This is a genomic window from Parabacteroides sp. PF5-6, assembly GCF_029504695.1.
Taxonomy (GTDB): Bacteria; Bacteroidota; Bacteroidia; order Bacteroidales; family Tannerellaceae; genus QVMG01.
In genome coordinates this window covers 487,587-501,663 of record NZ_JAQFIN010000001.1, presented here as the reverse complement: position 1 = coordinate 501,663, position 14,077 = coordinate 487,587, and the positions used below count along the sequence as shown (strand labels likewise).

At 47.9% G+C, this 14,077-nt stretch carries 13 protein-coding genes; 7 read left to right on the top strand and 6 right to left on the bottom strand.

Annotated features, from left to right (window positions below; translation table 11 throughout):
• Window positions 1–17: 17 nt before the first annotated feature.
• Window positions 18–626: a uridine kinase gene (gene udk, locus M2133_RS01985; RefSeq protein WP_277464282.1), complete on the top strand. Its 609-nt coding sequence runs from the start codon at window positions 18–20 to the stop codon at window positions 624–626.
• Window positions 627–655: 29 nt separating this feature from the next.
• Here the strand turns inward: udk and pgl are convergent, their stop codons facing one another.
• Window positions 656–1,357, bottom strand: coding sequence for a 6-phosphogluconolactonase (gene pgl / locus M2133_RS01980; RefSeq protein ID WP_277464281.1), 702 nt, complete (start codon window positions 1,355–1,357; stop codon window positions 656–658).
• A 165-nt stretch (window positions 1,358–1,522) separates the two neighbouring features.
• Here pgl and M2133_RS01975 point away from each other — a divergent pair, with 165 nt between their 5' ends.
• The 5 genes from M2133_RS01975 (at window position 1,523) to M2133_RS01955 (ending at window position 6,155) form a co-directional block, all read left to right on the top strand.
• A complete protein-coding gene (locus M2133_RS01975) occupies window positions 1,523–3,382 on the top strand; it encodes an SLC13 family permease (RefSeq protein WP_277464280.1) in 1,860 nt (619 codons plus the stop codon).
• Between the two features lie 75 nt (window positions 3,383–3,457).
• Window positions 3,458–4,423, top strand: coding sequence for a phosphatidylglycerol lysyltransferase domain-containing protein (locus M2133_RS01970; protein WP_277464279.1), 966 nt, complete (start codon window positions 3,458–3,460; stop codon window positions 4,421–4,423).
• Window positions 4,368–5,318, top strand: a complete 951-nt coding sequence (locus M2133_RS01965) for a GNAT family N-acetyltransferase (RefSeq protein WP_277464278.1) — start codon at window positions 4,368–4,370, stop codon at window positions 5,316–5,318. The genes M2133_RS01970 and M2133_RS01965 overlap by 56 nt, the downstream gene beginning before the upstream one ends.
• Window positions 5,319–5,442: 124 nt before the next feature.
• On the top strand, window positions 5,443–5,757 hold the full coding sequence (locus M2133_RS01960) for a nucleotidyltransferase domain-containing protein (RefSeq protein ID WP_277464277.1): 315 nt from the start codon (window positions 5,443–5,445) through the stop codon (window positions 5,755–5,757).
• Complete coding sequence (locus M2133_RS01955) at window positions 5,754–6,155, top strand: HEPN domain-containing protein (protein WP_277464276.1); 402 nt, start codon at window positions 5,754–5,756, stop codon at window positions 6,153–6,155. Before M2133_RS01960 ends, M2133_RS01955 begins: the two co-directional genes overlap by 4 nt.
• On the opposite strand, the gene M2133_RS01950 is transcribed toward M2133_RS01955, so the two are convergent.
• The 5 genes from M2133_RS01950 to ileS all read right to left on the bottom strand — a co-directional run bounded on the left by M2133_RS01950 (window position 6,142) and on the right by ileS (window position 12,261).
• Window positions 6,142–6,438, bottom strand: coding sequence for a hypothetical protein (locus M2133_RS01950; RefSeq protein ID WP_277464275.1), 297 nt, complete (start codon window positions 6,436–6,438; stop codon window positions 6,142–6,144). The two genes, M2133_RS01955 and M2133_RS01950, sit on opposite strands and share 14 nt — an antisense overlap.
• Window positions 6,438–7,229 (bottom strand): DUF4296 domain-containing protein, encoded by a 792-nt coding sequence (locus M2133_RS01945; protein ID WP_277464274.1) that lies wholly within the window; start codon window positions 7,227–7,229, stop codon window positions 6,438–6,440. The genes M2133_RS01950 and M2133_RS01945 overlap by 1 nt, the downstream gene beginning before the upstream one ends.
• Window positions 7,219–7,863, bottom strand: a complete 645-nt coding sequence (locus M2133_RS01940) for a lipoprotein signal peptidase (protein WP_277464318.1) — start codon at window positions 7,861–7,863, stop codon at window positions 7,219–7,221. The genes M2133_RS01945 and M2133_RS01940 overlap by 11 nt, the downstream gene beginning before the upstream one ends.
• 120 nt (window positions 7,864–7,983) lie before the next feature.
• Window positions 7,984–8,364, bottom strand: a complete 381-nt coding sequence (locus tag M2133_RS01935) for a TraR/DksA C4-type zinc finger protein (protein WP_277464273.1) — start codon at window positions 8,362–8,364, stop codon at window positions 7,984–7,986.
• Window positions 8,365–8,454: 90 nt separating this feature from the next.
• Entirely contained in the window at window positions 8,455–12,261 is a 3,807-nt protein-coding gene (gene ileS, locus M2133_RS01930) for an isoleucine--tRNA ligase (RefSeq protein WP_277464272.1), read from the bottom strand.
• A 444-nt stretch (window positions 12,262–12,705) separates the two neighbouring features.
• On the opposite strand from ileS, the gene M2133_RS01925 reads away from it, so the two are divergent.
• On the top strand, window positions 12,706–13,962 hold the full coding sequence (locus M2133_RS01925; RefSeq protein ID WP_277464317.1) for a DUF1080 domain-containing protein: 1,257 nt from the start codon (window positions 12,706–12,708) through the stop codon (window positions 13,960–13,962).
• Window positions 13,963–14,077 lie beyond the last annotated feature (115 nt).

Sequence of the window (14,077 nt, the reverse complement as noted above, 5' to 3'; positions counted from 1 at the left end):
CATTAAACATTAGATTCATGCTCGTCGTCGGAATAGCAGGAGGTACAGGCTCCGGAAAAACAACTGTAGTACGCAAACTGATAGAGAACCTGCCGGAAGGGATGGCGGTTCAATTGCCGTTGGACTCTTATTATCACGACAGCAGCCATGTGCCGCCCGAAGACCGGCAAAAGATCAACTTCGACCATCCCGATGCCTTCGACTGGCCGTTATTGTGTGAACATCTAAACCTACTGCAAGAAGGGAAAGCGATCGAACAGCCGGTCTATGACTTCCTGACCTGTACCCGTCAGCCGGAGACCACCCACCTCGAACCCAAAGAGATTATCCTGATCGAAGGTATCCTGGGTCTTTACCATAAGGAACTGCGCGAGCAAATGAATCTGAAAGTATTCGTGGATGCCGACTCCGACGAACGCTTGTTGCGGGTGATCAAAAGGGATATTGTCAAACGGGGACGCACGGTGGAAGCCGTGATGAAACGTTATACCGAAGTCTTAAAACCGATGCACCTCCAGTTTATCGAACCGACCAAAAGCTATGCCGACCTGATCATTCCCCGCGGGGGGAAAAACCAGGTCGCCATTGATATTCTTACGAAGTATATAATGGGGAAAGGGGTTTAAAGGGATTAAAGGGGTTTAAGGGTTAAGGGCTAATCTTCTATTTCGACATACAATGTAGCGTCTTGGGCACGCGACAAGAGGTAAGCCGCCGGGGCATCTTCATCGGAATAGCCTTCGTGCAGGCGTTTCTTTATCGCGTGTTTGCCTGTTCCCAGGATAGGCACTAAGAGCGGGGCATTGTTCAGGATCAACGGGCCGGTCATAGTGATGCGATACTCCTGGGTGACGGGATGCTGCGAAACGGTATAGCTCTTGCTGTCGTACAACAATTTGGGACTTTGCGGAAATATGGACGCGATATGTGAATCGGGGCCCACACCCAGAATGATACAGTCGAAGATCGGCAACTGATCGAAACGGGGAAGAAACTCTTTCACCTCCCAGGAATAACGCACAGCCTCCGCTCCCGGTTCCTCTTCGCCCCGGATCCGATGGATATGTTCTTCCGGGATTTGCAAAGGTTCGAACAGGTAACGCTTTGCATTCCCATAGTTACTGGCATCATCCGTTTCCGGCACACAACGTTCGTCGACCCAGAAGAAGCGAAGTCGCTGCCAATCGATCCGTTTTATATATTCTTCACGCCAAAGTACAAACATCTTCTTGGCAGTCTCCCCACCTGATAAAGCCAGATTAAACACCGGAGATTTTTTCTCTGCCATCAGTTCAAGCATCTTTTCGGTCATCGCCCGAAGTGCTTCTTTTCCTTCATTAAAATCTTCTATGCGCATAATACTCATGTTTTAGTTCAGGGTAAAGATATAAAAAGGAGTGAGTTTTCAAACACTTCTCTCAAAAAAGATTAAATAAATCAATGCCTCGGATAAACATTATCGCATAGTTTGTAGTTTTGTATACAGAGAGAAACAAAGCTCTGAAACAATAGAAATCTCCTTATGATAACAACACTTCTTATCCTGGCGCTTTCCGCTGTCTTTTTTGTCAATGGAAAGATCCGTTCGGACATTGTGGCCTTGTGCGCGTTGATTTTATTGATCGTTTTTGGTATCCTGACCCCCGACGAAGCTTTATCGGGCTTCTCGAACTCGACGGTGATTATGATGGTCGGACTCTTTGTGGTCGGCGGAGCGATCTTCAAGACCGGACTGGCCAAGATGCTGAGCAGTAAGATCCTGCAACTGGCGGGCAAAAGCGAGATGAAGTTGTTTGTATTGGTGATGCTGGTCACGGCTTTTATCGGGGCGTTCGTAAGTAATACGGGAACGGTTGCCTTGATGCTGCCTATCGTTGTCAGCATGGCAGTGAGCGCCGATATCAGTCCAAGTCGTTTCCTGATGCCGATGGCCTTTGCCAGCAGTATGGGCGGAATGATGACACTAATCGGTACGCCGCCGAATCTTGTGATCAACGATGCCTTGATCCATGGAGGGTACGAAGGATTAAACTTCTTCTCTTTCACCCCGGTGGGCATTGTCTGTCTCGCCGTCGGTCTGCTTGTACTGATCCCGCTGAGTAAACTGTTTCTGACCAAGAAAGAAGATAAAAAGAGTGCCGCGACAAATAGTAACCGCTCTCCCAAAGAGCTGGTTAATAAGTTTCAGTTGGCCGATAACCTCTACCGGGCACAGGTCAGTCCCCAATCGGATATCAAAAACAAGATCCTGCGCGAGCTGAATATCACGCAGCGTTATAATATCTCGGTGCTTGAGATCCGGCGTAAATCGACCTCCCAGGCACGTTTCCTGAAGACCGTCGATCAGAAACTCGCCGGCCCGACAACCGAACTGAAAGAAGGCGATATCATGTACCTGTTCGGCGAGTTCGAGAACGTAGAACGCTTCGCCACGGAGAATCACCTGGAACTGACGGAGACCAAAGTGTCTGAATTTGCCGAAAACAGTGCGGCGGAGAAACTGAGTGTGCGCGAGATCGGTATTGCCGAAGCCCTGTTGACTCCCGACTCCAAACTGATCGGACGGGCGATTAAAGACTCCGGCTTCCGCGACAAATACAATGTCAATATCCTGGGCATCGAACGCAACGGGAAATACATCCTGTCGAACATCAAAGATATGAAGATGCAAGCCGGTGATGTGTTGCTGATCCAGGGCACCTGGGATGCGATCACCCTGATGAGTCGGAAGCAAACCAACTGGGTTGTCTTGGGCCAACCAATTGAAGAAGCAGCCAAGGTGACGTTAGATTACAAAGCTCCGTTGGCGGCATTGATCATGATCGGTATGATCGTGGCGATGGTGTTCCAGCTCGTACCGACAGTAGCCGCCGTATTGATCGCTGCCGTATTGATGGTGTTGACGGGCTGTTTCCGCTCGGTGGAAGATGCTTATAAAACGATCAACTGGGAGAGTATCGTCTTGATTGCCGCCATGCTACCCATGTCGATGGCCTTGGAAAAGACCGGCACCTCGGCATTGATCTCCGAGCAGTTGGTAGGTGGTCTGGGCAACTATGGTCCGATGGTTCTGATGGCGGGTATCTATTTCACCACCTCGTTGATGACGATGTTTATCAGTAATACGGCCACCGCCGTACTGGTCGCGCCCATTGCCATGCAATCCGCCATTGCGATCGGCGTCAGCCCGTACCCGTTCCTGTTTGCCGTAACGGTAGCCGCCAGTATGTGTTTTGCCTCGCCATTCTCTACGCCGCCCAACGCGTTGGTGATGTCGGCAGGGAAATATACGTTTATGGATTATGTCAAGACCGGCTTGCCCTTGCAAATCATTATGGGGATAGTGATGATCTTTGTCTTGCCGTTGATTTTTCCGTTTTAGGGGCCCACCCCTCTCTTAAACAATTTAAGGTGCAAAAACGTTATATATAATGTGCAAACATAGTAAGAACCATTTATGAAGATCGATTTCAGACCGATTACCCTAAACGATAAAGAGGTGATCACATCCTATACGCTGCCGAGCGATTACCGCAATTGCGACTTTTCTTTTGCCAATATGTGCAGTTGGCGCTTCCTCTACGACAGCGAGTTTGCTATCGTCGAAGGCTTTCTGACGATTCGTTTTCGGATTGAAGATAAAAGCCGGTACGCCTATATGATGCCCGTCGGCCGGGGCGACCTACAGCAGATGATCGCCCTGCTCGAGGAAGATGCTTCCCGTCACGGACACCCGCTTTTGTTGCTCGGCATCACGCCCGATGCGCAGAAAGAACTGGAAGCAGCCCTGCCCGGTGAGTTTCGGTACATCCCCGAACGGGATTATTTCGATTATATCTACCTGCGCGAAGACCTGGTCAACCTCACCGGCAAGCGCTACCAGGCCAAGCGCAACCATATCAATAAGTTCAAGAAATCATATCCTTATATGTATATGCCGATCACGCCGGAATTGGTTCCCGAATGCCTCGAGTTGGAGTGCAAATGGTATAAAGCCAACCTGACGGAAGAAGATCAGGAGGAACTGAGCTTCGAGCGTCGCTCGATCACCTATGCGTTGAAGCATTTCAATGAGTTGGGACTCACTGGTGGAGCAATCTGCCAGAACCACCAGATCATCGCGTTCTCTTTCGGCATGCCGATCAATCACAATACGTTCGGCGTACATATCGAAAAAGCAGATACCCGCTTCGAAGGCATCTACGCTTTGATCAACCAGGAATTTGCCGCCCATCTGCCCGAGCAATATATTTACATCAACCGGGAAGAAGACCTGGGCATCCCCGGATTGCGCAAGGCCAAACTCTCCTATTATCCCTATGCGCTTTTGGAAAAGAATGCCGCTGTAAAGAAAACAACCGTACACCATGAACCCGCAGAAACGCAAAGAACAAATCAGGACCTTATGGCAGAAATGCTTTGACGACCGGGAAGACTTCGTCGCGTTCTACTTCGATAAGGTTTACAAGGATGAAAACGCTATGAGCCTGGAGAAAGAAGGACGGGTGGTTTCCGCCTTGCAAATGATCCCCTATACGATGAATTGGTGCGGAACGGAGATCACCGTAGCCTATATCTCCGGTGCCTGTACCGACCCGGAGCAGCGGGGCAAAGGGCTGATGGGTGAGTTGTTGCGACAGTCCTTCCGAGAGATGCGCCGGCGCAAGTACGATATCACCGCCTTGATCCCTGCAACAGCTTCGTTGTTTGATTATTACCGTGCCTATGGCTATACCGAAGTGTTCGATTATTCCCTGCGGACATTCGAATGCCCCGAAATCTCTTCCGGGATAAAAGAAATGCCATTCCTTTCCCTGGATAAAGACGTGGGAAAAGAATGGTTTATTTATTTTGACCAGCAGATAAAGAAACGCCCTTCCTGTATATGGCATACCGAAGAAGATTTCCGAAACAATATCCAAGACTTCACGATGGCTGAGGGATTGGTTCTCGGCATGCGGGGAGCCGACGGGCAGCCTGCCGGCATGGCGTTTATCACAGCGACCGAAGAAGAGGCGCTCATCAAAGAAATGGTTTACGATAACGAGAAGATAAAAGAACAGTTGTTGCGTAAAGCCGCAGCGTCTTTCCATACCGGCAAAGTGATCTATAAAACCCCTGCCCTGCCCCCGGCGGCACAACGTTACGGTATGGCGATGATCTTGAATAAAGAAAAAATGATCCCCCAATGGCTCCACGCCCATCCCGACAGCACACGCACTGCCGAAACACTGAACCGGATGGATCAAACATCCCTTACCCAGCTTCTTTTCAACTACGAACAAAGAGAAGCCTATATGAGCCTGATGATGGATTGAATCAGCGTAAAACGATCTGGAAAAACATCTAAATCAAATGCTAAAGTCTCTTAGATGTTTTACTCGTTTGTTTTACAGATAATTATTCGTATATTTGTGATAGGTAAATGCTTTATTTCTGTTTATGACACGTACGTCTATCATACAATCCTTGAAGAGTGCCTTACAGGAAGTTATCCCAGAGGCAACGATCATTTTATATGGAAGTGAGGCACGAGGTGAAGCGCGTCCCGATTCGGATATCGATCTTTTGATATTAGTGAACAAAGACACCCTTACTTTTCAGGAAGAGTTAGATATCACGGAACCTATCTATCATATTGAAATGGAAGCGGGTGTTGATATCAGTTCTATCATTATGCCCCGCAAAAAATGGGAAGAAAGAACTTTCAAAACACCGTTTTATGTAAATGTAATGAAAGAAGGAATTGTATTATGACATTAACCAATGAAGACAGGGAAGCTATTGTTTCTTACAGAATAGAGAACGCCCATAAAGAATTGAAAGCATTGCAAATTCTTATTGATAATGAATTATGGAACAATGCAATGTCCAGATTATACTATGCTTGCTTTTATGCCGTATCCGCACTCCTCATAAGCTATGGAATAGAAACACAAACTCATCGTGGCGTACGTAGCATGCTTGCTTTACATTTTATTAAAGACGGGAAAATAGCTGTAGAATGGAATATCTTCTATACTCGATTACTGGAGAACAGACATATTGGTGACTATGAAGATTTTTTCGACTTCGACAAATCAACTGTTATGGAAGCTTATCAAAAAGCCATAGAGTTCATAGAGATCATTGAACCACTTATCAAAAAAAATTAACAATCAACTTCTTAATCATTTCGCCCTCCAGATGATAAAGCTTAATCAGACTGCCGGGTACGACCTTGGAGGCTAAGGCTTGCCAGTCTTTTTCTGACATCGTATTGCCAGGGAGATCCGTTGAAAGAATGGGTACGAGCGTTCCGTTATAAAAAGCAACGCCGGCAATTTCTTCTTCCAAAGGATAAATGCCGGACAGCCGTCCGTGATGGTCCCATTCGAGATAATGCAAGCGATAAGTCTGGCCGGAACACCAGATAAAATGTGAAGCAGCCTTACCCATTATTCCTCCGGTGCACTTTTCACTTCGTACACGTCAAAGTCGGTTCCGTAATTATACCGCGTCAGGGTGATATTGTCGATATAGATCTTATGGTAGGTCGAGTCCGTATTATTCATCCATACCGATCCGTAAACCCGGCGGACCTGTCGCGTGGGCATCGTGCGCAGGATCGTTTGGTAATAGCCGTCTTTGGTGATTTTGTTTTCCATCCGGAGAACCGTATCGCGCTGTTCGGCATTGACATGGATTTCCGGATAAAACGCCATGCCTTCTTTCAATCCCCAAACGCGCATACCCAGCACGAACGTACTTCCGGAAGAATAATTGCTTTCCGGTTTGATATCAAAAGTAACTCCGCTGAACACCGCCTGGGGAGAAAGCGTCAGATAAGGCCGGCGCGGCCAGATCTCCACCGAGTCTTTCTTCGAGGTAGAGACTGCCACAGTCTGCACATCGCCTAAATCATGGATATCCCTTCCCAGATCGGCAATGATGCGTTCATACACCTTCATATAGATATCCAGGTTCTTGGCATACCAAACCAGTGAGCTATCGTATTTCTCCTGTGTAATCTTATGTTTGCGAAAGACCGATTCGTATAAGGCCACTTTCGTCGTATCGTTTCCGTATTCTTTCGGGTTGACTCCCACGAGTGCATCAGCCAATAACATATCCGTCTGGACACGTTGCATTTCTTTTTCCGACAAAACACCTTTGGGTACTTTGCTACAGGCGACTGCCAAAAAGAACATGCCCAAACAGATACCGACTATATGCCCTCTATTTCGCATTCTCTACTTCTTGTTTCTTATCTTCTTTGGAAAGACTTTCCGACAATGTGCGGCGATAAAACAGTAACAACAGGAAAACACCTACGCAAATGGCCGAGTCGGCCAGGTTGAAGATCGGTCGGAAAAAGATAAATTCATCTCCGCCCCAGATGGGCAACCAATCGGGAAAGGTCGTTTCGATCAACGGGAAATAAAACATATCGACTACCTTCCCATGCAGCCAGGTAGCGTATCCGCCGCCTTCCGGCATAAATGTAGCCACCTGTCCATAGCTATGATCAAAGATCACGCCGTAGAATACGGAATCAATAATATTCCCCACCGCACCGGCGAAGATCAACGCGATACAGGCGATATAGCCCATCTTGAAATTCTTTTTCACCAGTGTGAAGAGATAGTAACCGATCACTATCACGGCAACGATGCGGAAAAGGGTCAAGAACAATTTACTCATCACCTCCATGCCGAATGCCATGCCCGGATTTTCCGTAAAATAAATATAGAACCAGGAGGTTATTTCTATACTCTCATGCAACTGCATATGTGTCTTGATCCAGATCTTTAATAGCTGGTCAAGCAGAAGGAGCAGTATTATGATTAACACTGCTCCCCAACCTTTATTTGAATTGACAATTGGCAATTGACAATTGACAATTTTCCCTTCACTCTCTTTCAACTTTCAGTTCTAAATTCGTTCTTATTCCTATTACTCAAGGCATCGCCAATCGTTTAATTATCAATCAGCAATTATCAATTACTTCGCTCCTCCCTGTTTGGCTTCAATACTCAGCGTCGCATGAGGAACAGCACGTAACCGTTCTTTCGGGATCAGCTTGCCGGTTTCACGGCAAATGCCGTACGTTTTATTCTCAATGCGGACCAGTGCAGCCTGAAGGCTTTGTATAAACTTCATCTGGCGTTGGGCCAAACGACCGGCTTCTTCTTTCGATAAGGTGGCCGCTCCTTCTTCCAACACTTTGAATGTTGGGGAAGTATCGGAAACATCATTCCCATCCGAATTCGTTATACCTGATCTCAACAACTCATAATCTTTTTTCGCTTTATCAAGCTTTTCCAGTATGATGGCGCGGAACTCCTCAAGTTCGGCATCCGAATATCTCGTCTTTTCAGCCATGGTTTTACAGCTTTAAGTTCAACAATTGTTCTACTCTATGTTACAAATATAATTCTATTTTCCAAACTCCCTATCATCAGACAGGATTTATTACGCCTTTTCGACCTTTACGGATAATTTGAAATCTTCAAAGTCGAGTTCGGTAGCATCGCTGATCACATCGGTCAAATCAATCGATTCGGCCAATACCTGATTGGCGATATACTCCCGGTAGTCGTTAATGGCCTCATCCATATCGTCATGCGACAGGATCGTGATCTGCACCTTATCCGTAATATCGAAACCGCTATTCTTGCGCAGGTTCTGAATGCGGTTGACCAGTTCGCGGGCCAATCCTTCCTTGCGCAATTCTTCGGTGATAGTGATATCTAAAGCGACCGTCAAGCGTCCTTCGTTGGCCACCAGCCAGCCGGGGATATCTTCGGAGATGATCTCTACGTCGGCCAATTCCACGACGGCATCTTGTCCTTCGACATTCAAGGTATACGTACCGGCCGCTTCGAAGGCATTGATTGCCTCCTGATCCATCGTTTGGATAGCCGCCGCCAACGCTTTCATGATCTTACCGTAGCGCGGACCCAGCTTCTTGAAGTCGGGCTTGATGCGCTTCACCAGGATACCGGCGGTATTGTCGACAAACTTCATCTCCTTCACATTCACCTCGTTCAGGATCAGGTTCTTTACCGCTTCGATATTCTCTTGTTGCGTGGCATCCAAAACAGGCACCATAAGGGTCTGCAGTGGTTGACGTACCTTGATATTCACCTTCCGGCGGAGAGCCAGAATCATCGATGAGATATCCTGTGCGATCTGCATCCGTTCTTCCAGGCTCTTATCGATATATTTTTCGTTGAATGTCGGGAAGTCAGCTAAGTGAACCGATTCGACTGTTTCGCGTCCGGTGACAGCAATCAGGTCGGTAAACAGCTGATCGCCATAGAAAGGCGCGATCGGCGCCATCAGTTTGGCGACAGTTTCCAGACAGGTATAAAGTGTCTGATAGGCCGACAGTTTATCTTCCGTCATGCCCCCACCCCAGAAACGGCGGCGGTTCAGGCGTACATACCAGTTACTCAGGTTATCGTTTACGAAGGTGGAAATTGCCCGTCCCGCACGCGTCGGTTCGTAGGTATCATAGTAACCGTCGACATCTTTCACCAGCGAGTTCAACAAAGAAAGGATCCACCGGTCGATTTCCGGACGTTTCTCCCAGGCCACATCCGCCTGGCTGTAATCGAAGCCATCCACATTCGCATACAAGGCAAAGAACGAGTACGTATTATATAATGTACCGAAGAACTTCCGGCGTACCTCATCCATGCCTTCAAAGTCGAACTTGATATTATCCCAGGGCGACGCATTGGTGATCATATACCAGCGCAACGGGTCCGAGCCATATTGCTCGATCGTGGTAAACGGATCGATCGCGTTGCCGAGGCGTTTAGACATCTTATTGCCGTTCTTATCCAGTACCAAACCATTCGAAACAACTGACTTAAAGGCCACACTGTCAAAAATCATTGTTCCTATAGCATGCAAAGTAAAAAACCACCCACGGGTTTGATCGACTCCTTCGGCGATAAAGTCTGCGGGGTAAAGGCCCCCTAAATCCCCCGAAGGGGGACTTTGGAGAGCCTCCAATATACGATTATGGACAGTGTCAATGTCCGCTATGACTTCTTCGTTGGTAAAACGGAGGACTCTATAACCTTTATTGCTTAAGATATTTGTTTTTAATCTATCTAATTCTTTTGCTTCTGGTTCATTGTGATAGCCTCCATCTACTTCTACAACTAACTTATTGGAGAGACAGACAAAGTCAACAATTATATCTTCAATAATATGCTCTCTACGGAACTTATATCCTTCCAGTTGTTTCCCTTTCAGTGTATCCCAAAGTATCCTCTCCGCCTCTGTCGGATTTTGTCTATGTGCTCTCGCCTTCTCTATCAAAGCACCATACAACATCGGATCCGCTGTCTTAAAGTCCCCCTTCGGGGGATTTAGGGGGCCTTCAAACGGATAATGGATCTGCGCATAAGGCATAGCGCCTGAGTCGAACCAAACGTCGATCAGGTCGGTCTCCCGTTTCATCGGTTCGCCTTTGGCGGATACCAGGATGATCTCATCGACATAGGGACGATGCAAATCAACCTTTTCGTAATTCTCTTTCGAATAATCGCCCGGCACAAAGCCTTCGAACGGATTCTTCTCCATCAAGCCTGCCCGGATCGCTTTCTTGATCTCCTGGCATAATTCTTCGACCGAACCGATACATTTCTCTTCCGTTCCGTCTTCCGTGCGCCAGATAGGCAGCGGGGTTCCCCAGTAACGGCTGCGGCTCAGGTTCCAGTCCTGCAGGTTCTCGAGCCATTTACCGAAACGGCCGGTTCCGGTGCTCTGCGGTTTCCAGTTGATCGTATTATTCAGTTCGATCATCCGGTCGCGGCAGGCGGTCGTCTTCACAAACCAGCTATCCAACGGATAATAAAGCACCGGCTTGTCTGTACGCCAGCAATGCGGGTAGTTATGGGTATGTTTCTCGATTTTAAAGACACGGTTTTGCACCTTCAGCATCATGCAAAGACGCACATCCAGGGTCTCGTCTTTATCGGTCAATGCCGGGTCGTATGCGTTCTTCACGAAGTTGCCGGCAAACGGATCATAATCCGCGGCGTTCATCTGTTTTTGTACAAACAGCGGATCCAGATCTTCCAGGCGGAAAAATTTACCGGTCTGATCCACCATCGGACGCATCGCGCCTTCTTTGTCCATCATCATCAACGGAGGAACGCCATTGGCTTTCGCCACCCGGTCGTCGTCGGCACCGAAGGTCGGTGCGATATGTACGATACCCGTACCGTCTTCCGTTGTCACGAAATCACCGGTGATCACACGGAAAGCCCCTTCTCCCGGATTCACCCAAGGGATCAGTTGTTCGTAATGCATACCGGCCAGTTCCGATCCTTTCCATTCACCAACGACTTTGAACGGGATCAGTTTATCGCCTTGTTTATAGTCTTCCAACGCCAGCTCGGCTGCTTTGGGATTGAAATAAGCCGGCATCAGGTCTTTCGCCAATACGGCTGTCATCGGTATTCCGGTGTACGGATTATAGGATTGAACGGCAACGTACGTGATATTCGGCCCCACACATAAAGCGGTATTCGAAGGCAAGGTCCAGGGCGTAGTCGTCCACGCCAGGAAATACGGATCACCAAAGCCGGTCATCTCCGGTTTGGGCTCGCGGATAAAGAACTGAGCCGTGCAGGTTGTGTCTTTCACATCCCGGTAACATCCCGGCTGGTTCAATTCGTGTGTGCTCAAACCCGTACCGGCAGCCGGGGAATACGGTTGAATAGTATATCCTTTGTAGAGTAATCCTTTGGCATACAATTGCTTCAAAAGATACCACAGGGTCTCGATATATTTGCTTTCATAGGTGATATACGGCTCATCCATATCCACCCAATAGCCCATCTGCACCGTCAGGTCTTCCCACTCCTTGGTGTATTTCATTACGTCCTTCCGGCAGGCAGCGTTATAATCAGCCACAGAAATCTTCTTGCCGATATCTTCTTTGGTTATACCCAAAGCCTTCTCTACACTCAGTTCCACCGGCAGCCCATGGGTATCCCATCCCGCCTTACGCTTCACTTCAAACCCTTTCATGGTCCGGTAGCGACAGAAAATATCCTTAATCGAACGGGCAATCACGTGGTGAATACCCGGCATACCGTTTGCAGAAGGCGGACCTTCATAAAACACAAACGAGGGATGCCCTTCACGCATCTGAAGACTCTTGCGGAAGATATCGCCTTCCTGCCACTTCTTCAGTACCTCTTTGTTGACGTTCGATAAGTCAAATTTCGAATACTCGGCAAATTTCTTACTCATTTTAACAGTAGGTTATATGTCTCACATTTTTTTAGTGCGCAAAGTTACTTATATAATTCCAAATAGACAATATTTTTCCGGCAATGGAGAAGCGCACGAATCATTAAGCTTCGGAGATCATATCACAATGAACCGCTATAAATATATAGCCTGCATTATTTATCACTGAATAAGGCGTTTTATTTCAAAAACTGCCAAGAATTCATTGTTTGACAGCTGTGAAACAGCTGTTTGATAGCTGTCAAACAGCTGTTCGATAGCTGTCAAACAACTGTTTCACGGCCATCAAACAAAGAAAAGCTGCCTATTGCATGCGTTTATGAATCATACCGGCACTTTTCTTAGGCTGTTTTCTTGTATTAATTTGCGGAATAGTTGTATATCTTTGCAGTGATAAAAATCTAAAATACATGTATGATGACAAGCAAGAGACTTTTTTCCGGAATGATAGCCGGTTGCCTGGCGACGGGCTTATTCTTTAGTTCTTGTGCTCAGACCGAGCACAATGTATTGACCGAAGCCGAGAAGGCTGCGGGCTGGGAACTCCTGTTCGACGGACAAACGATGAACGGCTGGAGGGATTATAACGGAACGGCATTGACCGAACCCTGGCATGCGGTAGACGGTTGCATCCAGGCCAAAGGCACGGGGAGCGACGGCACGGGTTATATCGTGACCGAGAAGATGTATGAGAACTTTGAACTTTCGTGGGACTGGAAACTGACCAAAGGCGGAAACAGCGGTATGTTGTATCATGTCGTGGAGCGTCCGCAATACAAGGTTCCCTATGTTACGGGACCGGAATATCAGCTGCTCGACGTGCCTAACTTCCCCGGCGAGCTGGAAGAATGGCAGAAGCTGGGTGTGGACTACGCCATGTACCTGCCCGATCAGGCCAAGATGAAAGTGAATCCTTACGGCAAATGGAACAACTCCAAGATTGTGTTCGACAACGGGCATGTGGAACATTGGCTCAACGGTGAGAAGATCCTTGAGTTCGAAGCCTGGACCGACGACTGGCATGCCCGTAAGAACAGCGGCAAATGGGCGGATGCACCCGAGTACGGCCTGGCTAAGAAAGGGGTGATCTGCCTGCAAGACCATGGCGATCCGGCCTCTTTCCGTAACATTAAGATCAAAGAATTACCGCGTAAGGCGGGTAACGAAGTCGTTCTTTTCAACGGCAAAGACCTGACGGGTTGGGAAGCCTACGGCACGGAACTCTGGTATGTCAAAGACGGTCTGCTCTATTGCGAAAGTGGCCCGGACAAACAATACGGTTACCTGGCGACGCGCGATTACTATGACAATTACGACCTGACGGTAGAGTTCAAACAGGAAGCCGACGGCAACTCCGGTGTATTCGTTCGCTCGTTTATCGAAGCAGGAGTGAAAGTAAACGGCTGGCAGGTGGAAGTAGCGCCCAAAGGTCATGGCACCGGCGGCATCTACGAATCGTACGGCCGCGGCTGGATCGCCCAGATCAATAAAGAACAGGAAGAATACCTGAAGGTAGGCGATTGGAACACGCTGCGCATCAAGGTGGAAGGCGACAACGTCACCTCCTGGCTGAACGGCAACGAGATGGTGAACCTGACCGATCAGAAGATCGGAGCCGGACAAGGCCGCATCGCCCTGCAGATCCATGATGGCGGCGGTATCAAGGTGGCTTGGCGGAATCTGAGGCTGAAAACGCTTTAGGAATTCATAGGAACTCATAGGAGCATAGGAGCTCATAAGAGCTCATAGGAATTCATAGGAATTCATAAGAGAGCGATTCCTATGAGTTCTTATGAGTTCTTATTTCTTATGAGTT